We start from the raw sequence: 23,684 nt of genomic DNA, 5'->3' as shown, positions 1-23,684 counted from the left end.
AGGAGAGTTGGATGTCTACCCCCTTGATTGCCCTGGCGTTCGCCGCGGTGGCGCTGGCCGCGCTCGGTGGTGCCATCGTCGGTGCCTGGCTTGGACGCGCAGCGCCCAAGCGTGAACTGGTGGAGGTGCGCGAGCGGTCGGCGCGGTTGGAAGAGGCGCTGGAGCAGAGTCGCGAGGCCCACCACGAAGCGGAGCGTCTGCTCGCCGAGCGCGAGGCGCTGCTCGAGCGCGAGCGTGACCAGGGCGAGGCGCTCAGCGTGCGACACCAGCGCCTCGAGCAGGAGTGCGCCCGGCTGCGTACCCGCTGTGCCGAGCTCGAGACCGGGATGGAGCGCGACCAACGCCACCACCACGAGCGGCTGGCGCTGCTGGAGCAGGCCCGTGACCAGCTCAAGGGAGAGTTCGAGCGCTTGGCTGGCAAGATCTTCGAGGAGCGCAGCCAGCGCTTTTCGGTACAGAGCCGCGACGATCTCCAGGCACTGCTCGGCCCGCTGCGCCAGCAGCTGCAGGAGTTCCGCGGCCGTCTCGATGGGATCAACGACCAGGAGGTGCAGCGCCAGTCCGCGCTGCGCGCCCAGCTCGACCAGCTTAGCGCGCTGAACCGCCAGATGAGCGAGGACGCCAGCAACCTGACCCGGGCGCTGAAAGGGGATCGCAAGCTGCAGGGCAACTGGGGCGAACTGATGCTCGAGACCGTGCTCGAGCGCTCCGGGCTGCGCAAGGGCATCGAATATCGTCGCGAGGTGGCGATTCGCGCCGAGGATGGACTGCGCCGCCCCGATGCGGTGATCCAGCTGCCGGAAGGACGCCACCTGGTGGTCGACGCCAAGGTCTCGCTGGTCGCCTACAGCGAGTATCTCGCCGCCGAGGACGACGCCGCCCGGGCGCAGGCGCTGCGCCAGCACCTGCGCTCGCTGCGCAGCCACCTCGAGGGGCTGGCGGCGCGCGACTACCCGCGACTGCCCGGGCTCAACTCGCCGGACATGGTGTTCATGTTCATGCCGATCGAGCCGGCCTTCGCACTGGCTTTCGAACACGACGAGCGGCTGTTCCAAGACGCCTTCGCGCGCCATGTGGTGATCGTCACGCCCACCACCCTGCTCGCCAGCCTGCGCACCGTGGCCAATCTCTGGCGGCTAGAGCGGCATAACGAGAACGCCAGGCTGATCGTCGAGCGCGGCGAGAAGCTGCTCGACAAGTTCATCGGCTTCGTCGACAGCCTCAACGATGTCGGTACTCATCTCGAGCGTGCCGGCGCTAGCCATCGGCAGGCGTTGAAGCGGCTTTCGGAAGGGCAGGGCAGCCTGGTCAGCCAGGCCCGCGCGCTCAATCGGCTCGGCGTGCGGAGCAGAAAACCCCTGCCCGAGGGAGAGGACGACGAGGACGAGACGAACGCCACGCCCGAGCCTTAGTCGGGGGCTGAACCGATCTTGAAAGCATCCGCATGGCGGCCCAGCTCCCCGGCCTGACCGACTAGGCTGGAAGTCGTGTGCCGGCGCGATCGCGCCGGCCTCGTCCAATAAGGTTCGCCATGCCTATCGCCGTTGCATCAGCGCTGGTTTCCCTCACTCTCTCGAAGGTAGGCAAGACCCTGCTCGCACTGCCGCTTTGGCTCGCCGGCGCCTCCTTCGCTTGCGCCGGCTCAGCGGGCGAGACCGGAAGGAGCCTGGGCCAGGGCTGGCCAGAGCGATTGGCTCCGCTGGTCGCCCAGATCGATCAGGAGTTCCCAGGCGAGCTCGGCTTCTATCTGCGCGATCTGGACAGCGGCGAGTACTTTTCGCTGCGCGCGCAAGAGCAGTGGTACCTGGCTTCGATGGTCAAGCTGCCGGTGGCATTGGCGCTGCTCGACATGGTCGACCGTAGCGAGGCCAGCCTCGATGAGCGCATGACGCTCAACGCCTCGGACTATGTCGATGGCGCCGGCGAGACCAACTGGCACGGTCCCGGCGCCCAGCTCAGGCTGGGTTGGCTGCTCGAGCAGATGATCATCCGCAGCGACAATACCGCGACCGACATGCTGATCCGCCGGATCGGCATCGAGCGGGTCAACGCACGTCGCGCCGAGCTGGTAGCGCACGGCTTCGGCGAGATCACCACGCTCGCAGACGTCCGCCGGCGTGCCTACGCGGAGTTCCATCCCGGGGCCTCGTCTCTGTCGGGGCGCGACTTCATCGAGATTCGCGGTGAACAGGATGAATCCGCGCGGCTGGCGAGCATCGCCGAGCGGATCGGGGTCGCTCGCGACAGCTTCGCGGTGAGCGATCTCTCCAGCGCATTCGAAGCCTACTACGCCACCGGGGCGAATTCAGGGCGGCTCGATGCCCATGCGCTGCTGCTCGAACGACTGCAGCGCTCGGACGCCTTGTCGACCCCATCGACCGTGCATTTGCTCGGGGTGATGTCGCGGGTGGTCACCGGCGAGCATCGGCTCAAGGCAGGCTGGCCCGATTCGGTCGGGTTCGCCCACAAGACCGGCACCCAGCGCGGGCGCTTCTGCGACGGCGGCATCGCGAGTCGCACGGTGGGTGAAAGCACGCGCCGGCTGGTGGTGGTGGCCTGTACCCGGGGCTCGCTTTCGCTTGCCGATGCCGAGCGTGCGATGCGTGAACTCGGCGCCGCGGCCTGGCGAGCAGGGGCCTTCGACTGAGCCAAGGCGGCGCAGCGAAAGGTGAACGAGCGGTACCGCCCCAACTGCTTGCCCGGTGAAACCCTGTCTTGCGCTGAATCGAGATCAAGGATGCCCAATGTACGCGAACCGTCCGCTGCAACGTTTTTGGTGGTATCTGCTGCTGCCTTGGCTGCTCGTCACTAGCGCCTGCGCCGAGCAGGAGGATCCCGATCGCTGGCAGGCGCTCCTCGACCAGCGGCTGCGAGCGCTGGCGGACGAAGCGCCCGGTGAGCTGGGGGTCTACGTCAAACGGGTGCGCGAGGAGGAAGCGGTGTCGATTGGTGCCGGGCAGCGCTGGTACCTCGCCTCCACGGTCAAGGTGCCGGTGGCGATCGTCCTGCTCGAGCTGGTCGAGGAGGGGGAGATCGGCCTCGATGAAGCGCTGGTACTGCAAGACGACGTGCGGGTGGATGGCGCTGGCGAACTGATCTGGCAGCAGACCGGCGGGCGCTACGATGTCGGCGATCTGCTCGAGCGGATGGTGACCCACAGCGACAATACCGCCGCCGACATGCTGATCAGCCGCATCGGTGTCGAGCGACTCAACCAGCGTCTCTCGACGATCGGCGACCGGCTTGGCATCGGGGCTCCGGGATTCGGCCCGATCACTACGCTCGCCGAGGTTCGCTACCAGGTCTATCGGCGCCTGCATCCCGACGCGGTCGGGCTCGATCGCCAGCAGCTCGCCGAGATCGCCGCCGCTGCGATCGGCCCGCTGCGGGTCGACGCGGTGGCCCGCGCCCTGGGGGTCGAGCGCGCCGAGCTCGAGCTGGACGACATCGACGCGGCCTATGCCGATTACTACGCCCAAGGGGACAACAGCGCCGCGCTGGCCGATGTCGCACGTCTTTTCGAAGGCCTGGTGGAGGGCGAGCTGCTGAATTCCGAGCACAGGGCTCTGCTGTATCGGCTGATGAAGATCGACCGTTATGAGGCCTATCGGCTGGAGGGTGGCCTCGACGAGGCCACTGAATTCATCCACAAGACCGGAACCCAGCGCCAGCGCGCCTGCCACGCAGGGGTCATCGACCCATCCGATCCCGAGCGCGCGATCGTAGTGATCGCCTGCACTCAGGACATGGACGAGGCGAGCCCTAGCGAGGCGTTGCTCGAACGGGTCGGCGCATCGATCGAAGAGATCCTGGTCGCACCCGGGCGGCAGAGCTGATCAGCCCCGCGCCGCCTGCCATAGCCGCACCACTTCCTCCGTACGCGCGGCCAGCGCTTCGAAGGTGCGCGGCAGTGCCTGTTCGAGGCTCATCGGGCCGTCGGCGAGGGCGAAGGCGGCGGTGACCCCTTGCTGGTGCGCGCCTTGCCAACCTGGGCCGAGCTTGCCGACCAGCGCTACGCAGGGGATGCCGAGGCGTTTGGCGACCCGCGCTGCGCCGATCGGCGTCTTGCCGCCGAGGCTCTGGGCATCGAGCCCGCCTTCGCCGACGATGAGCAGATCCGCCCCCTCGAGCAGCGCCTCGAAGCCGAGCTGCTCGATCACCAGTTCGATGCCCGGACGCAGCCGCGCCTGGAGGAAGGCGCGGGCGGCGAAGCCCATGCCGCCCGCCGCCCCGGCGCCGGGCAGTTCTCGGTGGTCCTCGCCGAGCGTCTCGGCGGCGACCTCGGCGAGCTTCATCAGGGCGGCATCGAGCTCGGCCACCGTCGCTGGGTCGGCGCCCTTCTGCGGCCCGAACACCGCACTGGCGCCGCGTTCGCCACAAAGCGGGTTGTCGACGTCCACTGCGGCCTCGAAGCGTACCCGGGCGAGGCGAGGATCGAGCCCGTCGAGCTCGATCCGTGCCAGCTTCGCCAGCGTCGCACCGCCCGGCGGCAGCGGCTCGCCGTGGGCGTCGAGAAAGCGTGCGCCGAGGGCCGCGAGCATCCCGCTGCCGCCGTCGTTGGTCGCACTGCCGCCTAGGGTCAGCACCAGGTGCTCGACGCCTTCGTCGAGCGCGGCGAGGATCAGCTCGCCGAGACCATAGGTGGAGGTCACCCGGGCATCGCGCTCGGCCGGGGGCAGCCGTTGCAGGCCGCTGGCTTCAGCGAGTTCGACGATCGCACTGCGCTCGCCCTCGCGCTCGATCAGCCCCCAGCGCGCCTCGATCGGGCGCCCGAGAGGATCATGCACCGATGCCCGGCGTTCCACTGCGCCGGAGGCCGCGAGCACCGCATCGAGCGTGCCTTCGCCGCCATCTCCCAGCGGGCACTCGACCAGCTCAGCGTCTGCGCAGGCGGCGAGCGCGCCTGTGCCGATAGCCTTGGCGGCCTGCTGCGCTGAAAGCGCATCCTTGAAACTGTCGGGGGCGATCACGATGCGCATGGCGGGGCATCTCCGGTGGTTGAAAGGTGGTCGAGCGAGTGCTCAAGCGGGTGCATCACGTAGCTTGTTCCTCAAGTGGTAGCGCAACAGGACGCCGAGTTCGTGGCCGTCGCGTCGTTTGAGGTGGCGCAGGATGGATTCGTGCTCCTCGATCGCTTCGCGCCACTGCTGCGGGTCCATGCGCATCGAGAAGCGCATCGCCCGTACCCGGTGGTTGAGACCTCGGTAGACTTCGATCAGCGTCTCGTTGTGGGAGGCGAGCACGATCCGCTCATGGATCGCACGGTTGATCGCGAAGTAGTCACCCGCATTACCCTCGCGGTAGTACTCGAGCAGCTCCTGATGCAGCGCCTCGACTTCGGCGATTTCGGCATCATTGGCGCTCTCGCAGGCTTCTTCGCCGGCCAGCCCCTCCAGCGCGGCCATCACCGCAAAGGCCTCTTGCAGCTGCCGGCGGGTGAACACCGCGACCCGGGAGCCACGATTGGGCAAAAGCTCGATCAACCCTTCATTGGCCAGTGCCTTCAATGCCTCGCGCAGCGGCGTGCGCGAAACACCGAGCAGTTCGCATAGCGCTCGCTCCTGGATCTTCTCTCCCGCGGCCAATTCGCCGCTGCCGATCATCGCCCGCAGCCGTTCCGATACCTGGGCATGCAGGCTGGTCGCACGGATGCGCAGCGTCTTAGCCGTCTCGTCACTGGCGGTCAGCGGCTCAGACACGTCTGAGTTCCGACAGGTATTTCGCTGCGCGTTCGACGTAGGCGGCGGCGTTGAGGCGGATGCCGGCGAGTTCCTCCTCGCTCAACGTCCTGATCCGGCGCGCTGGAGCACCAAAGATCAGCCCGCCGGGTTCGAAGTGCTTGCCGCCGGTGACCACCGCGCCCGCGCCGACGATGCAGTCGTCGCCGATCACCGCGCCGTTGAGCAGCGTGGCATGCATGCCGATCAGGCAGCGGTTGCCGATGGTGCAGCCATGGATCATTGCCAGATGGCCGATGGTGACCTCCTCGCCGAGCGTGACCGGAAAGCCTGGATCGACATGGATCACGCAGTTGTCCTGCACGTTGGAGCGCGCACCGATGGAGATGGGCTCGGCGTCCGCACGCAGCACCGCGTTGAACCAGGCGCTGCTCTCGGGACCCATGGTCACTGCACCGATCAGTTTCGCTCCATCGGCGATGAAGCTGTTGGTCGCCAGACGAGGCCGCTCGTCACCCATTTCATAGATCGACCCAGCCACTGCGTTCTCCTTCTGGTTGCCATGTGGGTGCCCTTGGCTCGCACGGGCCCCATCCATCCTAGTGCGCGAGGGTCTGGCTGCACAGACATTCGGATTACGCATTAAGTATGAGGTGCCATTCAACTGATTGATTCGTAGTTGATCTTATTTTCCTCGACGTTACCCCCAAACTATCGTCTAGATCGCATTTTGAATTTTGAATTCATTATCCTCTCGAGTGTTGAAGGCGAGCTGATCACGGCTGGCCGACCAGGAGGAGGAGTGACCATGCCAGCGCAGCGGCCGGGAAGCGTCAGGGTGCGGCACGACGAAGGGGTGGCCTGGGTCGAGTTCGACCGTCCCGAGGCGCGCAATGCGATGACTTGGGAGATGTATGCCCAGCTCGAGGAAGTCTGCGCCGACTGCGGGCGCGATGCGGCGGTGGAAGTCGTGGTGCTGCGCGGCGTAGGAGGTGCTGCCTTCGTCGCCGGCACCGATATCGCCCAGTTCGAAGCGTTCGAGGACGGTGCCGCGGGCGTCGCCTACGAGCGCCGGATCGATGCGGTGGTCGGTGCGGTCGAGCGGATCGAGCAGCCGACCATCGCCATGCTCGAGGGATTCTGCGTCGGCGGAGGTGCCGCGATCGCATTGGCCTGCGACTTCCGCTACGCCGATCCCGCGCTGAAGTTCGGCGTGCCGATCGCCCGAACCCTCGGCAACTGCCTGTCGGTGACCAACGTCGCTCGCCTGGTCGAAGCGCTTGGCGTGGCACGCAGCAAGGAGGTGCTGATGATGGCCCGGCTGCTCGATGTCGAGGAGGCACTGGCCTGCGGGGTGGTCAACGAGCGCTTCGAGTCCGACGAGATCGACGCTGCGCTGGCGGCGCGGATCGAGCGCCTGCGCCGCCACGCGCCGCTGACCCTGCGTGCCAGCAAGCAGGCGATCCAGCGGGTGCTCGACGCACGCCGTCCCGGCCAGGAGGCCGGCGACGACCTGATCGAGGCGTGCTATGGCAGCGAAGACTTCGCCGCCGCCGTCTCGGCCTTTGTCGAAAAACGTCCCTACCAATGGCGCGGTCGCTGAGCGCCGAGGAGATCAAGATGCTGCCACTCGAAGCAATGAAGGTGCTCGACATTTCGCAGATCATGGCCGGCCCCTACTGCACCATGGTGCTGGGCGACATGGGCGCGGAGGTGATCAAGATCGAGAAGGCCAACGGTGGCGACGACAGCCGCCAGATGGGGCCCTACGTCAATGGTGAGTCGACCTGTTTCGCGCAGATCAACCGCAACAAGCGAAGCGTAGCGCTGGATCTCAAGGACCCGCAGGCGCTCGAGGCGTTCTACCAGCTCGCCCGCGAGGCCGATGTGGTGGTCGAGAACTACCGTCCCGGAGTGACCAGCCGGCTCAAGATCGACTACGCCACGCTGAAGAAGATCAACCCGGGGATCATCTACTGCTCGATCTCGGGCTACGGCCAGACCGGCCCCTATCGTGGCAAGGGCGGTTTCGATCTGGTCGCGCAGGGCATGACCGGGCTGATGTCGATGACCGGCGAGCCCGGTGGGCGTCCGCTCAAGACCGGCATCGCGGTCTACGACATCGGCGCCGGGATCACCGCGGTCTATTCGATCCTCGCCGCCTACGTGCACAAGCTCAACACCGGGGAGGGGCAGCAGGTCGACGTGGCGATCGCCGAATGCGGATTGCCGTGGTTCACCTGGGAGGCGGCGGCCTACTTCGCCGAGGGGCGGGTGCCCGGGCCGACCGGATGGCGCCATCGGGTCTCCGCGCCCTACCAGGCGCTCAAGGCACGAGATGGCTATCTGATGCTCGGCTGCGCCAATCAGCGGACCTGGGAGCGGCTCTGTGAAGAGGTGCTGGAGCGGCCCGAACTCATCGCCGATCCGCGCTTTCTCACCAACAGCGATCGCGGCGCCAACGTCGAGACGCTGGAGCGCGAGCTCGAAGAGATCTTCGCCAGCCGCGACGTTTCCCAATGGCTCGAGCGCTGCGACCGGGCGGGCGTGCCGGCCGGTCCGATCAACGACTTCTCCCAGGCGCTCGAAGACCCGCACTACCGCGAGCGGGAGATGGTGATCAAGGTCGATCATCCTCGGCTCGGCGAGCTGTCGATGCTCGGTTTCCCCGCCAAGTTCTCAGCCACGCCGGCACAGGTACGACGTCCCGCACCGCTGTTCGGCCAGCATACCGAAGAGGTCCTGGCCGAGCTCGGGCTTTCCAACGATGACAACGATGCGCTCAAGGGCGCAGGACTTACCGTCTAGACCAAGCTTCGCATCCACTTCGCCCCTTCGGGGCGCTTTCCAACGCCGTTTTCGCTCCGCCATCGCCGAGCGGCTCGGCCTTGCATGAACCGTAAGAACCGGAAAGCGGCCCCGGATCGAGAAGTATCCATGACGCAACCGCGCCCGAGAGGGCGAATCGGCACTCATTCGTCGCGCCTCGGTGGACCGCTGGCGTCGTGGGGAATGGCCCCATGACTGCGTCGCGTGCCACTGCGCGGACGGTCGAAACGATCGAGGAGAGCAACATGAACAGGTTGTTCAAAGTCAAAGCCACCAGCATGGTGCTAGTGATGCTGTGCTTGATGTACTTCATCACCTACGTGGATCGCGTCAACGTCAGTACCGCGGCCGGGCAGTTCAGTGCCGAGCTGGGGCTGACCAATACGCAGCTCGGGTTCATCTTCTCCGCTTTTGCCTACCCCTACCTGGTGTTCCAGTTCATCGGCGGCTGGGTCAGCGACCGTTTCGGTGCCAAGCGCACCTTGATCGTCTGCGCCTTCATCTGGGCCACGGCGACGGTGCTCACTGGTCTGGCGGGTGGCTTCCTCAGCCTGGTGGCGGCGCGGATGCTGCTGGGTTTGGGCGAGGGTGCGACCTTTCCCGCCGCGACCTCCGCCATGTCCGCTTGGGTGGCGAAGGACAAGCGCGGCTTCGCTCAGGGCGTCACTCACTCCGCCGCGCGATTGGGCAACGCGATGGCGCCGATGATCGTTGCCGCACTGATGACCGCCTACGACTGGCGCTTCTCTTTCTACCTGCTCGGCGGATTGAGCTTCGGCTGGATCGTGCTTTGGTATGCGACCTATACCGAGAAGCCGGCCGATCATCCGCGGATCACCCAGCAGGAGCTCGACAGCCTGCCGCCGCCAAAGCCCGCGCGTGGGCCCGATGCGCCAGGGACCTGGATGAGGCTGTTCCGTCGGATGCTGCCGGTCTCCAGCGTCTACTTCTGCTACAACTGGATCCTCTGGCTGATGCTGAGCTGGATCCCGATGTACTTCATGCACAACTACCAGCTGAACATCAAAGACGCGGTGCTCTATACCTCGGGGGTGTTCTTCGCCGGGGTGCTCGGTGACTTGCTCGGTGGGGTGCTCAGCGACAGGATTCTGCGCCGTACCGGCAACCTCAAGCTGGCACGCAGCTATCTCGTCGCCGTGTGCATGGGCTTGACCGGCCTTTCGCTGATTCCAGTGCTTTTGTTCCAGGAGCCGATGTACTCGCTCTTGTTCCTCGGGCTGGCGCTGTTCTTCAACGAGATGATCGTGGGGCCGATGTGGGCGGTGCCGATGGATATCGCCAACGACCGCGCTGGCACCGCGAGCGGGATCATGAACGGTACCGCCGCGACGGCGACGATCATCAGTCCCGTGCTGGCGGGGTATCTGATCGATCAGACCGGCAACTGGAGCCTGCCGTTTCTGGTCTCGATCGGCGTACTCGCCTGTGGGGTGCTGCTTACCTTCACGATGAAGCCGCAGCGGGCCTTCGATGCCAACGCGACCAGCAAACCGGTCATGCGCACCGACTTTTCCTGAGGTCCGTGGCCTTGAGCAAGCGAGGCAAGCCCGCCGAGCGTTCGGCGGGCTTCAGATTAATGACAAACCCCTTTTGACCCGGTGTCGCTTTCGATCCTGGCGAGTCGAGAACCGTTTTCGCTCCAACGAGCCTATCGCTCGTTTAGATGCGAGGGGCGGACCCCTCGCGCTCCCCCTGAAAGGGGACGCGCCGCCACGAGATCGCGAAACCCTGGCCGATCAATCGCTTGCCCTCGGGTCGGCGCGCATGGACATCCCTGTCCGGGCGCGCCTTTTGCGACATCCATGTCGCAAACCCCGGTGCAAGCGATTGCCGTCCAGCGCGCTCTCAGAGGCGGCTGGAAGCCATCGTAGTATCTTCAAATACTTTGTCAGCAGTCTGAAAGCCCGCCGAGCGTTCGGCGGGCTTTGGCGGGCTTTTGGCCTGGGCAAGTGTGCGCTCAGCGGATCAGATGCAAATAGTGCAGGTGCTTCTCGTACTGATCGAGCACATCGCTGATCACCTGCTCCTTGCTGTAGCCGATCAAGTCGTAGCCCTGGCCGCCTTCGCGCAGGAACACCTCGGCCCTGTATTCTCGCCGCTCCTCCTGCTTATCGTCGCGGCGAACGCCGCCGAAGCCGAAGGAGGGGGCGGCATAGGCGCGGGCGCGTACGCCGTAGACGAAGTCGTCCTCTTCTCCGTGCTGGACCCTGATGTAGCTGCGATCGTCCTCCTGGGTCAGCTTGACGTCGAGGCCCCGTTCCTCGAAGGCACGGCCGACCTCTTCCAGCGCCGGCGTGACGACCTTGCCGAGGAACTCGCGAACCTGCTGGCGGCGCGGGGTACTGACCAGGGTCTCGAGCCGGCCCTGCCACGCCTTGGACCTGTGCACGCCATAGTTGGCGGTGACGGCACCGCTTTGGAAACTCAGGCTGTCCCGCTTGTGGGCATCGATTTGCAGCGCTCGCAGCACGCCGTAGCAGACCACCAGCAGGATCATGGTGAACGGCAGGGCGGCTGCGATCGAGGCCGCCTGCAGCGCGCCCAAGCCGCCAGCGACCAGCAGCGCCATGGCCACCACCCCGGCGCCGACCGCCCAGAATATCCGCTGCCAGGTCGGCGACTCCTCACCGTGCTTGGTGGTCAGCATGTCGATCACCAGCGCGCCGGAATCGGCCGAGGTGACGAAGAAGGTGGCGATCAGCACCAGGGCGACGATCGAGGTGACGCTCGCCAGCGGCAGGTGCTCGAGGAAGGCGAACAGCGCGAGCGAGGTATCGGTCTGCACCGCGGTGGCCAGGTCGGTGAAGCCATCGACCATCAGCATGTGCAGCGCGCCATCGCCGAATACGGTCATCCAGATGAAGTTGAATCCGGTGGGAACGAACAGCACCCCCATGATGAACTGACGAATGGTACGGCCGCGCGATACCCGTGCGATGAACATGCCGACGAACGGAGACCAGGAGATCCACCAGCCCCAGTAGAAGATGGTCCAGGCGCTCAGCCAGCCCTCGGAGGTGGCATCCTGGTCGTAGGCGTACATGTTGAAGCTGCGCTCGACGACGCTTGAGAGGTAGTTACCGACGTTCTGGGCAAAAGTCTGGAACATGAACATCGTCGCACCCGTGACCAGCACGAACAGCAGCAGCGCGATCGCCATCCACAGATTGAGCTCGGAGAGCCGGCGTATGCCGTTGTCGAGCCCCGCGACCACCGAGGCGGTCGCGGCGGCGGTGATCAGTGCGATCAGCACCAACTGGATCAGCAGGCTGTTGGGCAGCTCGAACAGGTGGGTGAGACCCGAGTTGATCTGCAGGACGCCGAGGCCGAGCGAGGTGGCGAGGCCGAACATGGTGCCGAACACGGCGAAGACGTCGACCGCGTTGCCGATCGGGCCATAGATGCGGTTGCCGATCAGCGGGTAGAGCGCGGAGCTTATCCGCAGCGGGAGGCCATGGCGGAAGTGCGAATAGCCGAGTGCCAGCGCGACCACGGCGTAGACCGCCCAAGGATGCAGCCCCCAGTGGAAGAACGTCGACTCCATCGCCAGCCGGGCCGCGGCTGGGGTGGAGCCCTCGCCAGTCGGCGGCGAGAGGTAGTGGGAGACCGGCTCGGCGACACCGAAGTACATGATCCCGATGCCCATCCCAGCGGCGAACAGCATCGCGAACCAGGAACCATAGCTGTACTCGGCTTCTTCATGGTCGAGACCGATCTTGACCTTGCCATAGCGGGTGAAGGCGACGACGAAGCAGAAGATCAGGAACACGCCCATCGACAGCAGGTAGAACCAGCCCATGGTATCGGTGATCCAACCCTGCACTGCGCCGAACACGTTGCCCGCGAACTCGGGCGCGATCACTGCGAAGAGAACGAAAGCGAGGATGACCAGGGCGGAGCTGTAGAACACCGGTGGATTGATCGAACTCCTGGGTGAGGATGAATCGGCCATACACTTTTCCTTGTGCATTCCAGCGGGGCACGGAGCCTGGACGGTGCTACCGGCATTTAATGGCGAGACCGCCCAAGTGAATGTTCGCCCCACCTTCGGTGAATTGACGAAAACCGAATCATTCTAGGGGCCGGATACGTCAACGTCATTCCCGCCTCTTCGCCGTGCAGGCGCGGCGCATCGACTCGAGCGTAGTAGGGATGGCTCAACGGCGGGTGCTGTAGCCGGAAATCGGCGGTTGGTGATAATTCGGTGGGAAAGGCGGGTTGTAAAGGTAGGGTTAAGGATGTGCGTGGCAGGCGGCCCCTTCGCCGCCTGCCACACCGTTGCTGGTTCAGAGCAAGAACGAGAGGATTAGTGTCCAGATACAGACGTAGACCAGCAGGCCGAGGCTGTACTTGAGCGTGATCCGCATGATCTCGGACTCCTTGCCGACCTGGTTGACCGCAGCCGCGGCGATCGCGATCGACTGCGGGGAGATCAGCTTGGCCATGACCCCGCCGCTTGTGTTGGCGGCGACCAGCAGCGCCTGTGAGGTACCGATCTGTTGAGCGGTGACCGCTTGGAGGTGGGCGAACAGGGTGTTGTTGTTGACCACCGAACCGGTGATGAACACTCCGAGCCAGCCGATCACCGGCGAGAACAGCGGGAACACCTGACCCGACTCGGCCAGAGCCAGGCCCATGGTCGAGGAGGCGCCGGAGAAGTTGGCGATGTAGGCCACCGCCATGATCAGGCAGATCATGGTCAACGGCTTCCACAGCTCGAGAAACGCCTGGCGCAGCTGGCCCGCGCTCTGGCGCAGGGTGATCGACGACGAGAAGGCGGTGGTCAGGAGCGCGCTGATCAGTATCGCGGTGCCCGAGGCGCTGATCAGGTTGAGGTTCCACATCGCCGGCAGCGCCCGCGCCGCGGTGGCGATCGGCGGCAGCTCCTCGATCTGCAGGTGCAGTGCGGGCATCGCGAACGGGATGGTGGTGAAGGCGAGCGGACCGCCGGCGGCGAACAGCGCCTTGAACGCAGGCAGGCTCCAGGCCAGGATCACCGCGGTGAGGATGTAGAAGGGCGACCAGGCGCGGATCACCTCGGGCAGCGACCAGCGCTTGTCGCTGATCTCGGGAGCCCCTTCCTCGCGGTAGATGCGCCGGGGCGTCCAGTACTGCATGAATAGCGCAAGCGCGCCCATCGACAGCACCGGCGGAATCACGTCGACCAGCTCCGGACCGAGCAGATAGAGGATCAGAGACTGGCTGGCGCTGAACAGCACGCCGATCAGCAGCAGTATCGGCCAGGTCTCGCGCAGGCCGCGCACGCCATCGAGGATCACGATCAGCAGCGCCGGCACGAACAGGGTACTGAGCTGGATGATCGCGATCATCATCAGTGCCAAGGCATCGAGCGGCACGCCACTTTGCTGGGCACCGACCAGCACCGGGATACCGATCGCGCCATAGGCGCCGGAAGCGGCGTTGGCGACCAGGCAGAGCATCGCCGCCTTGAGCGGTTTGAAGCCGAGCTCGACCAAGAGTGCCGCGCAGATCGCGATCGGTACGCCGAAGCCCGCCGCGCCCTCGAGAAAGGCGCCGAAGCAGAAGGCGATGAGGATCACCTGAACGCGCTGATCGTTGGAGATCGATGCGATACTGCCGCGAATTACCTCGAACTTGCCGCTCTTGACCGCGATCTTGTAGAGCCACACCGCCATCAGCACGATCCAGCCGATCGGCCACATGCCGCTGAGGATGCCGAAGAAGGCGGCGGAGGCGATCTTCTCGAACGGCATGCCGAACAGCGCTATGGAGACCACCACCGAAAGGCCGAGGCTGAGGATCGCGGCATTGAGCCCCTTGAGCTTGAGCAAGGTGAGGCTCGCGAGGAAGAAGATGATCGGTATCGCGGCGAGCAGGGCCGAGACATAAGCGTTGCCGATGGGATCATAAAGATGCTGCCACATGCGAAGGTTCCTTGTCCCGGTTGTTGGAGTAGCGTGTCGAAGCGCAGGGCTCAGCGCCCGGTTCTGACCGCATTGGGGCTTTCGCGACCGTCGAGGAAGTCCTCGAGATTGCCGAGAGTGGTCTCGGCGATCTCGCGCAGCGCCTCGTGGGTGAAGAACCCCTGGTGGCCGGTGATCAGTACGTTGGGAAAGGTCATCAGTCGCACGAACAGATCGTCATCGATGAATTCCGCCGAGCGATCCTGGAAGAACAGCGGCCCCTCCTGCTCGTAGACATCGATGGCCAGCGCGCCGAGCTGGCGATGCTTCAGCGCGCTGATCACCGCACGGGTGTCGATCAGTGCGCCGCGTGACGTATTGACCAGCATCGCACCCTTCTTCATCTTGGCGAGCGAGTCAGCGTTGATCATGTGGTGAGTGTCATCGAGCAGCGGGCAGTGCAGGCTGACCACGTGCGCCTCGGCGAGCAGCCGATCCAGCTCGACCAGCTCGCCGGTCTGACTGAATGCATCGGCGGGAAAAGGATCGTAGCCCAGCACCCGGCAGCCCATGCCCTTGAAGATCCGCGCGGTGGCGAGGCCGATCTTGCCGGTGCCGATGATGCCGACGGTCTTGCCATGCAGCGTGGCGCCAAGCAGGCCGTCGAGCATGAAGTTGCCCTCGCGAACCCGGTTGTAGGCGCGATGGGTATGGCGATTGAGGGTCATTACCAGCGCCAGGGTGTGCTCGGCGACCGCCTCCGGGGAGTAGGCCGGCACCCGGGCGACGAATAGCCCCAGGCGCTCGGCCGCGGCGATATCGACGTTGTTGAATCCGGCGCAGCGCAAGAGCACGGCCTTGACGCCGCTGGCGGCGAGCTGTTCGAGTACTTCGGCGTCGAGCTGGTCGTTGACGAATACACAGACCGCGTCGCTGCCGGCGGCGAGCGGGACAGTCTGGCGCGACAGGGCCGCCGTCTGGTAGATCAGCGTGACTTGACGATGCGAGAGCCGCTCTTGAGCCACCGTGTCGAGTGAATTCTGGTCGTAGGGGTGTGCACTGAAGACGGTGACTTGCATGAGCGTATTCCTCGTTTGCGAATGATTCGCCCGCAGGCCGTTCGAGCTGGGCCCTAGGTATAACCGTTTTCACAGTGTGGTTAAAAGACTACGAGCTTGAAAGTGGCGCAATGTCGCGCTCTTCGTTCTTCGTTCTTCGTTCATCGGTCGCCTATCGCGCGAGGAGTTTCCCGGGTGTTTCCGTCGTCATCGCAAAGGCTATCCTTGTTCCGCCGCGCCGCTTGGTCGGCATTGCTCGCAGCCTCGCTGTTGGCGCCGAGCCAAGTGGTTCAGGCCCATCCTCACGGCTGGGTCGATTACCGTGTCGAAGTACGCTTCGATGACCAGGGAAGAGTAGTGGCCCTGCGCGAGGTGTGGAGGATGGATCCGTTCTACAGCTTGACGCTGATCGAGGAGATGGCGGCCGCCGGTAGCGACGAGGATGGCCGCCTGGAGCTCGGCCAGGATATCACCGAGACCCTCGCCGCCGGGCGCTACCTGACCCATCTCTATGCCGGCAATGTCGATGCGGGCCCGGAGCTCGGCCAGGGCGAGGTCGACGAGGTCCACGTCGAGCGCCAGGGCAGCCGTATCCTGGTCAGCTTCGAACTTCCGCTCGCCGAGCCGCTGCGCCCGACCAAGCAACGGCCGCTGCGCTACCAGATCTACGATAGCTCCTACTACATCGAGTTTCTTCACGACCCCGACGATGTGGCGATATCACTGGTCGACGCACCCGAGGGCTGCGAGTCACGGGTGATCCCGGCCGATCCCGACCCCGCGCTGGTCGCCCAGGCCGCGATGATCGACGTCGATGGCCAGGCACCCGATGGGCTTGGCCGCTTCTTCACCGATACCGGAGAGATCCTATGCTCCGCCGATTGAGCCCCTGGGCTTCGCTGTTGCTGGCGTTGGTCATCGGCATGCCATGGTGGCTTTCGCTGCTCGAGCGCGCCTACGGCAGCTTGGTGGTGTGGATTCTCGGCTGGCAGCGGGACTTCCACCGCCAGCTGGTCGAGACCTTCACTTCGCTGGCCGAGCGGCCCAGTGGCGAGATGGTTTGGAGCATGATGGCGCTGAGCCTGGCCTACGGCATTTTCCATGCCGCGGGCCCGGGCCATGGCAAAGCGGTGATCGCGAGCTACCTGGTGACCCAGCGTACCCGGCTCGGTCGCGGCATCGCGCTTTCGATGCTAGCGGCCGCCGCCCAGGCGCTGGTGGCGATCATCACCGTTGCGGTACTGGTCTTCGGTTTCGGCTGGCTGGCCTCGAAGGCGGTGGCGAGCAGCCGCTACCTCGATGCGGCGAGCTTCGCCATGGTGGCGACGCTCGGTGCGTGGCTTGCGGCTCGCGCGGGGCTTCGTCTCTGGCGGTTGCGCCGCGCAAAGTCCCGGGTCCAAGCCTTCGAATCGCAGCCGCTGGGCGATGTCGCTGGCTTCCAGCTCGTTCCGCCAACGCTCGCAGCGCGCAGCGGCATAGGGCTTGCGCCTTCGGCGCATGCTAAGCATAGCGACGCTTGCGCCTGCTGTGGCGTAGGCCATCACATCGATCCCGCCCGGCTCGAAGGGCACTGGCGCGACGACGCTGCGGCGGTACTCGCGATCGGTCTGCGTCCGTGCAGCGGAGCGCTGCTGGTGCTCAGCGTCGCCGCGCTGCTGGGGCAGTGGCTCGCGGGTGTCCTCGCGGTGCTGGCGATGGGGCTCGGCACCGGGTTGACCGTTTCCGCACTGGCGATCCTCAGCGTCTACGCCCGTGACCTGATGCTGCGTCTCGGCGTGCGGGATGGCACTCGTATGCTGCGGCTCTCCCATTGGCTTGCGATGGCGGGAGGCGTGGTGCTCTGCCTGCTCGGCACGCTGCTGCTGGTGGCGTCGCTCACCCGGCCGGAGGCGGGTTCACCTTTCGGATTCTGATCGATGGATTGTGAAAAGAACGTGGTTTGGCGGGATCAAATTGATAGCCCTTATCATTTGCGTTCTAATTCATCTTCAGTTTCATCTAGGGATTTCAAGCCGCAGCATAGCGGCGCTGCCCTGGTCCGACGATCAGTCGATCGATCCTGTCCGATAAGAGACTCAAGGGAATGCGAGCAATGAGAGATTCACGTCTAGGTAAAGGAGGGGCGCTGTCAGGCGTAGCACTCGGCCTCATGGTGATGCACGCCTCGCCGCTGGTACTGGCCCAGCAGGCCGACGATGACACCGCCGGGCAGTCCGGGTCGGTGGTCGCGTCACCCGAGGGTGGCAGCCGGCTGGATACCATCACCGTGCAGGGCAACCGTCTCTATCATATGGCGCCCTCGGAGCAAACCAAGGGCTATGCGGTCGATGCCGCCACCGTCGGTACCAAGACCCCGGCGGCGCTGCGTGACATTCCGCAGTCGATCAGCGTGGTGACCCGTGACGCGATCGAGGACCAGAACTTCCATACCCTCGACGAAATGGCGCGGCGTACGCCTGGGATGCGGGTGCTCAACAACGACAACGGCCGTTCTTCGATCTACTCGCGCGGCTACGAGTACGACGAATATAGTATCGATGGCCTGCCGGCGCCGATGGCCAGCATCGCAGGCTCGGTCCCGCAGCTCGGCGCTTTCGACCGGGTCGAAGTGATGCGCGGTCCTTCAGGGCTTTTCAACAGCACCAGCGAAATGGGCGGGATCGTCAACCTGGTGCGCAAGCGCCCGACCCCTGACTTCCAGGGCAGCTTCACCGGCAGCTACGGCAGTTGGAACCAGCGCTATCTCGAAAGCGATATCTCCGGACCGCTGAACGCCTCCGGCAGCGTGCGCGGGCGGATGGTGATCTCCAACACCGACTCCGACGGCTTCGTCGACAACAACGACAACGAGGCCAACAGCTTCTACGGCGCGCTGGACATCGACCTCGACGACGCCACCGAGCTTTCGCTGGCGTTCCTGCGCCAGACCTACGACATCGACGTCAACAACGGGGTCGCCACCGATACCAGCGGCAATCTGCTCGATTACTCGCGTAATACCGCCTTCGGCGCCGATTGGAACGCTTTCCAGAGCCAGTCCAACGACTGGATCGCCGAGCTGACCCACCAGTTCGACAACGGCGGCTACGGCCGGGTGGCCGCGCGCTACTCCACGCGCAACGCCGACTTCAATTACGCCTATGGCGGCAGCGGCGTCTCGGCCAGCGACACCCTCACCGTCACAGGCCTCGGCGCCAAGGTGGACGAGCGTTCGCTTGCGATCGATGCAAGCTACAGCCAGCCGTTCGAGGCCTTGGGCAACGTCAGCGAGTTCGTCGTCGGTACCGACTACAAGCGCTTCGAGCAGGACTACGAGCGCTCCGCCGCGCGTGCGCTCTACAGCAACGTCTCCGTGGATGGCATCAACGACGTTGCCTACGTCGATATCCTGGGCAATGGCCGCAACGGCGCCAGCGGCTACACCTACACCAACACGCGCTCTTCGGTCGAAGAGTACGGTCTCTACTCCAAGATCACCTTCCGGCCGATCCAGCGCCTGGCACTGATCGCCGGTGGCCGGGTCAGCTCCTACGACGTCCATGCCTACGAGCGTACGCAAGGGCAGGGCGATACCTATAGCGATGATGCGAAGTTCACCGGCTATGCCGGCGCGGTCTTCGATCTCGACGACCATCATTCGCTGTACGCGAGCTACTCGCAGGTGTTCAAGCCGCAGACCGATCTCGACGACAGTGGCCGGCTGGTCGAGCCGCGCGAGGGCGATCAGTACGAGGCCGGGATCAAGGGCAGCTACATGAATGGCCGGCTCAACGCGCGCGCCAGTCTGTTCCGCCTGTACGACGACAATCGCGTGGTCGCCTCCGCTGATGTGGACGATCGCAACGCAGCGGCGGGCAAGACTCGGATCCAGGGGGCGGAGCTCGAGGTGTCGGGGGACATTACCCCGCAGTGGGGGGTGATCGCCGGCTACACCTACATGGATACCGAGATCAAGGAAGCCAGCTCCAATGACGCGGTCTTCCTGCTGATGCCGAAGAATACCGTCAACCTCTGGACCCAGTATGCCTTCCAGGGCGGGATGCTCGATAAGTTCAGCGTCGGCGGCGGGGTCACCGCGGCCAGCAGCTTCAGTTCGTCCCAGGGCATCGATGCACCCGGCTACGCCACCGTCGACACCATGGCGGCCTACGACTTCACCCCGAACCTGCGCGGCCAGCTCAACGTCAACAACGTGTTCGACCGCAAGTACTACGAGCGGGTCGGCAGTTTCGGCACCTTCAACATGTACGGTGCGCCTCGCAACGTAGTCGCCTCGCTGCGCTATCAGTTCTAAGCTCGGCCGGCCTGGTCCCCCAGGCCGGATGCAACGACCGCGCCCAGGCCAAAGCCTGGGCGCGGTCGTTGCATCCGAGCGTCAAGCGCTCCCGTAAGCTGCCGCTCGTTCAGGCCGAGGCGACGTCCGTTCCCGCCTGCTGCACGAAGAACGAGGCGCCGCGCGGTTTCTGCGGCAGCTTCAGCACGTTCGCGGTGGTCCTTACCGTGCCGCTCTCCTCGCCGCTGACGATCACCCCTTGGTGCTGGCTCGGCAGTGGGTTCTCCCCATAAGGCAAGGCATCCTCCGCGGCATAGACCGTGATGAACAGCGTGCGTGGCAGGTCGGAGTCGTTGGGCTTGGAGGCGTGCAGCAGCCGGGTGTGCATGAAGCAGACCGATCCCGCCGGACCGAGGCACTCGACCGGCGAGGCGCACGCTCGTTCGATCACCTCTTCATCCACCGCGCCGGTGAAGCGATCTCCCCGCCAGTGGGAGTGAAGCGGCCCGTGATGGCTGCCCGGGATCACTTGCAGCGGACCGTTCTCAGCGGTGACCTCGCTGATCATCAGCAGCGCCGTGACCAGGTCATCGTTGCTGTGCGGGGTGAACAGGAAGTCCTGGTGCCATTTCACCTCGGTGGCGGTTCGTGGCAGCTTCGAATTGATCTTGCTGTGATGAAAGCGTACCCCTCCCGCACCGATCAGCTGGCCGACCATCGCCGCCATGGGGGAATCGAAGGCGGCGGTGAGATAGGCTGGCGAGACCTCGGTGGGTGAACTGACCCGGCGCAGCGAGGGGTGATCGAAGGCGTGATCGCGCTCGAGATCGAAGCGGGGGCGTCCGTCCAGGGTGCTGCCGTAGGCAGCCTGGTGCTCCCTGCTCTGTTCGACCCAGGTCGAGAACTCGCGCTGCAGTTCAGCGATTTGGCCGCTGTCGAGTACGTTCTCGACCATCAAATAGCCATCGCGATGAAAGGCATCGATCTGCGCTTGGTTCAACATGTGGCCTCCGAAAGGGCAGCGGCGGGGATCGATATCGAGGCTAGGGCAATGAAGGGGGTGGATAAACAATCAAATTCCGCTGCTCGCGATCAGTTTTTGCGATCCAGTCGGTAAGCGCGAACGACCATCCACGACCGTCACCCGCAGGGGAAGCTCGGGGGAGCGGCTCAGAGTTCGTCCATCACCCGGTGTCGTTCCTGGTGATAGGTTTCCTCATCGAGGGTGTATTTCCAGTAGGGCACGGCATAGAGCATCGGCTTGCGCAACGAATGGCGATCGCGCAAGTGATCGCGCAGCGCGATCACCGCTGCGTTCTCGCCGCCGACCCAGGCGAACAGCGACGCCTGCGATGGGATGTCGAGCGCAATCGCCGCATCGAGCAGCAGGCGCGATTCGCTCGGGCTCTTGGCTTCGCGCACCAGCCAGCGCAGCTCCACGCCGCTGGGATGACGAAGCTCCTGGCGCTCGGCCGGGTCGGGGATCTCGATCAGCGCGCAGCCGCGTGCGTCTTCGGGCAGTCGCTCCAGCATCGCCGCGATCGCCGGCAGCGCGGTCATGTCGCCCGCAAGCAGGGTCCAGTCGGCCGGCTTCAGCATCGGCATCGGCCCGCCCGGGCCCGCGATGCCGATCCGATCGCCAGGGCGCGCAGCGAGCGCCCAGCGCGAGGCGGGCCCTTCATCGCCGTGGGCGACGAAGTCGACGACCAGCTCGCCTTTGTCCCGGTCGCAGGCGCGCACGCTGTAGGTGCGAACGATCGGCCGCTGGCTGGCCGGCGGCCAGACCGGCCCCTGCTCGCCGAGCGTCGGCAGGCTGGGCTCGCGCTGGCCGGGGCGGGGCAGCATCAGTTTGATGTGGGCGGCGTAGGCGTTTTCGTCGAACGCGTCGATACCCTCGCCGCCAAGCACCACGCGGATCATCCTCGGGCTCAATCGCTCGGTGCGCAGCACCTCGAACAGGCTGGGGGCGCGTTTCTTGCGCGGTGCCGGAGAGCCGGCAGGGCGACGGAGGTGTTGCATCAAGAGGGCTCCGGGAGATGGGAGAGGCCGAGCGGGGAGGTAGGGTACTATCGTTGAGAAGGCTTATCAAAGCGCGCCACTCAAACCTCGCGGCGGCTTTCTCCCGGCTGATAGACTAGTCCGATCGACGTGCGGGGGATCAGTCGCCTCATCGACCCGGTACGTGCTCATTTTTCGCCTGCTTCGAGGAACCCGCGAATGACGCTCAAGGCCATTTTGTTCGATTTCGATGGCACCCTGGCGAACTCCGAGGAAGCGCACCGCGGGGTCTGGAACCGAATTCTCGCCGCTTACGGCACCGAACTGGGTGAGCAGGAGTACAAGCGCGACTATGCCGGCCTGCCGGTGCCGGCCGGTGCGCACAAAGTCTGCAAGGCGCGGGGACTCGAGGTCGACGAGCTCGAGCTGGTCGAGCGCAAGACCCGCCTGACCGCGGAGGTGTTCGCGAGCGTCCCGGTCGCGCTGATGCCGCATGCGCGCGAGGCGCTCGAATGGGCGCGCGGGCGTGGGCTGCGCCTCGCCCTGGTGACCGGCACCGCTCGCGCCGAGCTCACCCCTACCCTCGATCACCATGGTCTGGCCGGGTTCTTCGAATGCGTGGTGACCCGCGATGACGTAGCGCACAGCAAGCCCGACCCCGAAAGCTACCTGCGGGCGCTCGAGCTGCTCGGGCTGCCCGCCTCCGAGGCGCTCGCGATCGAGGACACCTGCCATGGGGTACAGGCTGCGGACGCCGCCGAGCTGGAGGTGGTGGCGATACCCAACGACTACTCCCGCGATCACGACTTCGGTGAGGCGAGCTTCATCGCCGACGGCTTGCCCGATGCAATCGAGTGGATCGAGCGTGAGCGGCTCGGGGGAGCAGTCGAGCGATGAACGCTGGAAGACGGCTCGAGGATCGAAGCCAGGAGGCGACCTCGCGGGTCGCCGGGCCGAGCGAGCTGCCGGTGACCCTGGCCTTCGGCGCGGTCGACTACGCCAGCGTGCTGGCGACGCCTGCGTCGCTCGAGGCATGGGCGCTCGGCTTCAGCTATGGCGAGGGCCTGATCGACCGCCGCGACCAGGTCGAAAAGATCGAGATCGATCACCTGCGCCATGGGCTCCTCGTGCGTCTCACCGTCGGCGGGCGGATCGAGCAGCGCGCCCAGGAGCAGCGCCGGGTAGGCTCCTCGACCAGCAGCTGCGGGCGCTGCGGTTCGGCCTCCGAGGCGTCGATGATGCTCGGGCTGCATCGGCTGGCGCCGAGCGTGGCACCCGATGTCACGGTGCTCGAGGCCGCGCTCGAATGGCTCGAGCAGGAGCGCCGGCCAGGGCTGCACGTGGCGCTCGGGCTCGGCGCCGAGGGTGAACGCTTAGGCGTTGGGGTCGATATCGGTCGCCACAATGCGCTCGACAAGCTGATCGGCCAGGCCATGCTCGATCAGCGGCCGATGCCGAGCCTGGTGATGCTTTCCAGCCGCTGCAGCCTCGAACTGGTGCAGAAGGTGGTGCGGGCGGGCATTCCCGCGCTCGCCACGCTTTCGGTGCCTTCCGACCTGGCGGTGGAGACCGCGCGGCTGTGCGGGCTTCAGCTCATCCACTGCTATCGTGGCGAAAGGCTGGTGCTGCTCAGCGGAGAGCTGGGGTGAGCGATGCCCCGTTCGAAGCCGGGCTCGATGCCTGGCTCGCCCGCCTGATCGATCCACCGTACTCGCTGGCCCCGCTCGAAGCCGTGGTACTCGCCCGGCTGCTCGTCGCTGAGCGCGGATTGACCAGCGGTCGGATTGCTCGCGATCTCGAACTTGAGCACGCGCTGGTTCGACGCGCAGCCGATGCCTTGGCCGAAAAGGGCTGGATCGAAGTGGACCGTGGCCGGGAACGCAGCGCACAGCTGAATCTCTCCCTCGCGCCGGCAGGCCAGGCGCTGCGCCTCGCTTGAGCG

Annotated in this window: 20 protein-coding genes; 12 read left to right on the top strand and 8 right to left on the bottom strand. The window is 65.4% G+C overall.

Going from position 1 to position 23,684, the window contains the following annotated elements:
- Positions 1 to 11: 11 nt before the first annotated feature.
- The 3 genes from Q376_RS20965 (at position 12) to Q376_RS0100925 (ending at position 3,836) form a co-directional block, all read left to right on the top strand.
- Complete coding sequence (locus Q376_RS20965) at positions 12 to 1,412, top strand: DNA recombination protein RmuC (protein ID WP_043445514.1); 1,401 nt, start codon at positions 12 to 14, stop codon at positions 1,410 to 1,412.
- Positions 1,413 to 1,531: 119 nt separating this feature from the next.
- Positions 1,532 to 2,647, top strand: a complete 1,116-nt coding sequence (locus Q376_RS20960; protein WP_052364819.1) for a serine hydrolase — start codon at positions 1,532 to 1,534, stop codon at positions 2,645 to 2,647.
- A 97-nt stretch (positions 2,648 to 2,744) separates the two neighbouring features.
- Entirely contained in the window at positions 2,745 to 3,836 is a 1,092-nt protein-coding gene (locus Q376_RS0100925) for a serine hydrolase (RefSeq protein WP_052364818.1), read from the top strand.
- Here the strand turns inward: Q376_RS0100925 and Q376_RS0100920 are convergent, their stop codons facing one another.
- From Q376_RS0100920 to Q376_RS0100910, 3 genes are read right to left on the bottom strand one after another with little or no spacing between them, the layout of a single operon-like run.
- Positions 3,837 to 4,979 carry a glycerate kinase gene (locus tag Q376_RS0100920; RefSeq protein WP_027348700.1) on the bottom strand — a complete coding sequence of 381 codons (1,143 nt, stop codon included), beginning with the start codon at positions 4,977 to 4,979 and terminating at the stop codon, positions 3,837 to 3,839.
- 42 nt (positions 4,980 to 5,021) lie between these two features.
- Positions 5,022 to 5,699, bottom strand: coding sequence for a GntR family transcriptional regulator (locus tag Q376_RS0100915; RefSeq protein ID WP_052364817.1), 678 nt, complete (start codon positions 5,697 to 5,699; stop codon positions 5,022 to 5,024).
- Positions 5,692 to 6,219 carry a gamma carbonic anhydrase family protein gene (locus Q376_RS0100910; RefSeq protein WP_027348698.1) on the bottom strand — a complete coding sequence of 176 codons (528 nt, stop codon included), beginning with the start codon at positions 6,217 to 6,219 and terminating at the stop codon, positions 5,692 to 5,694. The genes Q376_RS0100915 and Q376_RS0100910 overlap by 8 nt, the downstream gene beginning before the upstream one ends.
- A gap of 267 nt (positions 6,220 to 6,486) precedes the next feature.
- Between Q376_RS0100910 and Q376_RS0100905 the strand changes: the two genes are divergently transcribed.
- The 3 genes from Q376_RS0100905 to Q376_RS0100895 all read left to right on the top strand — a co-directional run bounded on the left by Q376_RS0100905 (position 6,487) and on the right by Q376_RS0100895 (position 10,045).
- Positions 6,487 to 7,281 carry an enoyl-CoA hydratase gene (locus Q376_RS0100905; RefSeq protein WP_027348697.1) on the top strand — a complete coding sequence of 265 codons (795 nt, stop codon included), beginning with the start codon at positions 6,487 to 6,489 and terminating at the stop codon, positions 7,279 to 7,281.
- Between the two features lie 17 nt (positions 7,282 to 7,298).
- Positions 7,299 to 8,486 (top strand): CaiB/BaiF CoA transferase family protein, encoded by a 1,188-nt coding sequence (locus tag Q376_RS0100900; protein ID WP_027348696.1) that lies wholly within the window; start codon positions 7,299 to 7,301, stop codon positions 8,484 to 8,486.
- A 266-nt stretch (positions 8,487 to 8,752) separates the two neighbouring features.
- A complete protein-coding gene (locus Q376_RS0100895) occupies positions 8,753 to 10,045 on the top strand; it encodes an MFS transporter (protein ID WP_027348695.1) in 1,293 nt (430 codons plus the stop codon).
- A gap of 440 nt (positions 10,046 to 10,485) precedes the next feature.
- Here Q376_RS0100895 and Q376_RS0100890 read toward each other — a convergent pair whose 3' ends face one another.
- The 3 genes from Q376_RS0100890 to Q376_RS0100880 all read right to left on the bottom strand — a co-directional run bounded on the left by Q376_RS0100890 (position 10,486) and on the right by Q376_RS0100880 (position 15,492).
- Positions 10,486 to 12,480 carry a BCCT family transporter gene (locus Q376_RS0100890; protein ID WP_027348694.1) on the bottom strand — a complete coding sequence of 665 codons (1,995 nt, stop codon included), beginning with the start codon at positions 12,478 to 12,480 and terminating at the stop codon, positions 10,486 to 10,488.
- A gap of 334 nt (positions 12,481 to 12,814) precedes the next feature.
- Positions 12,815 to 14,434: an L-lactate permease gene (locus tag Q376_RS0100885; RefSeq protein ID WP_027348693.1), complete on the bottom strand. Its 1,620-nt coding sequence runs from the start codon at positions 14,432 to 14,434 to the stop codon at positions 12,815 to 12,817.
- A 50-nt stretch (positions 14,435 to 14,484) separates the two neighbouring features.
- Positions 14,485 to 15,492 carry a 2-hydroxyacid dehydrogenase gene (locus tag Q376_RS0100880; protein ID WP_027348692.1) on the bottom strand — a complete coding sequence of 336 codons (1,008 nt, stop codon included), beginning with the start codon at positions 15,490 to 15,492 and terminating at the stop codon, positions 14,485 to 14,487.
- Between the two features lie 174 nt (positions 15,493 to 15,666).
- On the opposite strand from Q376_RS0100880, the gene Q376_RS0100875 reads away from it, so the two are divergent.
- The 3 genes from Q376_RS0100875 to Q376_RS0100865 all read left to right on the top strand — a co-directional run bounded on the left by Q376_RS0100875 (position 15,667) and on the right by Q376_RS0100865 (position 19,765).
- A complete protein-coding gene (locus Q376_RS0100875) occupies positions 15,667 to 16,356 on the top strand; it encodes a DUF1007 family protein (RefSeq protein ID WP_245598873.1) in 690 nt (229 codons plus the stop codon).
- Positions 16,341 to 17,384, top strand: a complete 1,044-nt coding sequence (locus Q376_RS0100870) for a nickel/cobalt transporter (protein WP_052364815.1) — start codon at positions 16,341 to 16,343, stop codon at positions 17,382 to 17,384. Before Q376_RS0100875 ends, Q376_RS0100870 begins: the two co-directional genes overlap by 16 nt.
- Positions 17,385 to 17,563: 179 nt before the next feature.
- The gene (locus tag Q376_RS0100865) at positions 17,564 to 19,765 is read left to right on the top strand and encodes a TonB-dependent siderophore receptor (protein ID WP_052364814.1); all 2,202 of its coding nucleotides are present in this window, start codon (positions 17,564 to 17,566) and stop codon (positions 19,763 to 19,765) included.
- Positions 19,766 to 19,874: 109 nt separating this feature from the next.
- Here the strand turns inward: Q376_RS0100865 and Q376_RS0100860 are convergent, their stop codons facing one another.
- Entirely contained in the window at positions 19,875 to 20,747 is an 873-nt protein-coding gene (locus tag Q376_RS0100860) for a phytanoyl-CoA dioxygenase family protein (protein ID WP_027348688.1), read from the bottom strand.
- A gap of 167 nt (positions 20,748 to 20,914) precedes the next feature.
- Positions 20,915 to 21,763 (bottom strand): siderophore-interacting protein, encoded by an 849-nt coding sequence (locus tag Q376_RS0100855; protein WP_027348687.1) that lies wholly within the window; start codon positions 21,761 to 21,763, stop codon positions 20,915 to 20,917.
- 198 nt (positions 21,764 to 21,961) lie between these two features.
- Here Q376_RS0100855 and Q376_RS0100850 point away from each other — a divergent pair, with 198 nt between their 5' ends.
- Genes Q376_RS0100850 through Q376_RS0100840 form a run of 3 tightly spaced genes read left to right on the top strand, consistent with a single transcriptional unit; the run spans position 21,962 to position 23,681 of the window.
- A complete protein-coding gene (locus tag Q376_RS0100850; protein WP_027348686.1) occupies positions 21,962 to 22,639 on the top strand; it encodes an HAD family hydrolase in 678 nt (225 codons plus the stop codon).
- On the top strand, positions 22,636 to 23,391 hold the full coding sequence (locus Q376_RS20955; protein WP_043445511.1) for a formate dehydrogenase accessory sulfurtransferase FdhD: 756 nt from the start codon (positions 22,636 to 22,638) through the stop codon (positions 23,389 to 23,391). Before Q376_RS0100850 ends, Q376_RS20955 begins: the two co-directional genes overlap by 4 nt.
- On the top strand, positions 23,388 to 23,681 hold the full coding sequence (locus tag Q376_RS0100840; protein ID WP_027348685.1) for a helix-turn-helix domain-containing protein: 294 nt from the start codon (positions 23,388 to 23,390) through the stop codon (positions 23,679 to 23,681). The genes Q376_RS20955 and Q376_RS0100840 overlap by 4 nt, the downstream gene beginning before the upstream one ends.
- Positions 23,682 to 23,684 lie beyond the last annotated feature (3 nt).

Origin of the sequence: Halotalea alkalilenta DSM 17697, assembly GCF_000621205.1 — a bacterium.
Taxonomy (GTDB): domain Bacteria; phylum Pseudomonadota; class Gammaproteobacteria; order Pseudomonadales; family Halomonadaceae; genus Halotalea; species Halotalea alkalilenta.
Note: the sequence above shows the minus strand (reverse complement) of the source record. Positions and strands in the feature narration are given on the sequence as shown.

Bases quoted from the DNA above. Each gene is read 5' to 3' on its own strand.
- Q376_RS0100855 (WP_027348687.1), bottom strand. From the start codon at position 21,763: ATGCAACACCTCCGTCGCCCTGCCGGCTCTCCGGCACCGCGCAAGAAA.
- Q376_RS0100860 (WP_027348688.1), bottom strand. From the start codon at position 20,747: ATGTTGAACCAAGCGCAGATCGATGCCTTTCATCGCGATGGCTATTTG.
- Q376_RS20955 (WP_043445511.1), top strand. From the start codon at position 22,636: ATGAACGCTGGAAGACGGCTCGAGGATCGAAGCCAGGAGGCGACCTCG.
- Q376_RS0100925 (WP_052364818.1), top strand. From the start codon at position 2,745: ATGTACGCGAACCGTCCGCTGCAACGTTTTTGGTGGTATCTGCTGCTG.
- Q376_RS0100905 (WP_027348697.1), top strand. From the start codon at position 6,487: ATGCCAGCGCAGCGGCCGGGAAGCGTCAGGGTGCGGCACGACGAAGGG.
- Q376_RS0100895 (WP_027348695.1), top strand. From the start codon at position 8,753: ATGAACAGGTTGTTCAAAGTCAAAGCCACCAGCATGGTGCTAGTGATG.
- Q376_RS0100870 (WP_052364815.1), top strand. From the start codon at position 16,341: ATGCTCCGCCGATTGAGCCCCTGGGCTTCGCTGTTGCTGGCGTTGGTC.
- Q376_RS0100880 (WP_027348692.1), bottom strand. From the start codon at position 15,492: ATGCAAGTCACCGTCTTCAGTGCACACCCCTACGACCAGAATTCACTC.
- Q376_RS0100890 (WP_027348694.1), bottom strand. From the start codon at position 12,480: ATGGCCGATTCATCCTCACCCAGGAGTTCGATCAATCCACCGGTGTTC.
- Q376_RS0100885 (WP_027348693.1), bottom strand. From the start codon at position 14,434: ATGTGGCAGCATCTTTATGATCCCATCGGCAACGCTTATGTCTCGGCC.
- Q376_RS20965 (WP_043445514.1), top strand. From the start codon at position 12: ATGTCTACCCCCTTGATTGCCCTGGCGTTCGCCGCGGTGGCGCTGGCC.
- Q376_RS0100850 (WP_027348686.1), top strand. From the start codon at position 21,962: ATGACGCTCAAGGCCATTTTGTTCGATTTCGATGGCACCCTGGCGAAC.
- Q376_RS0100865 (WP_052364814.1), top strand. From the start codon at position 17,564: ATGAGAGATTCACGTCTAGGTAAAGGAGGGGCGCTGTCAGGCGTAGCA.
- Q376_RS0100920 (WP_027348700.1), bottom strand. From the start codon at position 4,979: ATGCGCATCGTGATCGCCCCCGACAGTTTCAAGGATGCGCTTTCAGCG.
- Q376_RS0100900 (WP_027348696.1), top strand. From the start codon at position 7,299: ATGCTGCCACTCGAAGCAATGAAGGTGCTCGACATTTCGCAGATCATG.
- Q376_RS20960 (WP_052364819.1), top strand. From the start codon at position 1,532: ATGCCTATCGCCGTTGCATCAGCGCTGGTTTCCCTCACTCTCTCGAAG.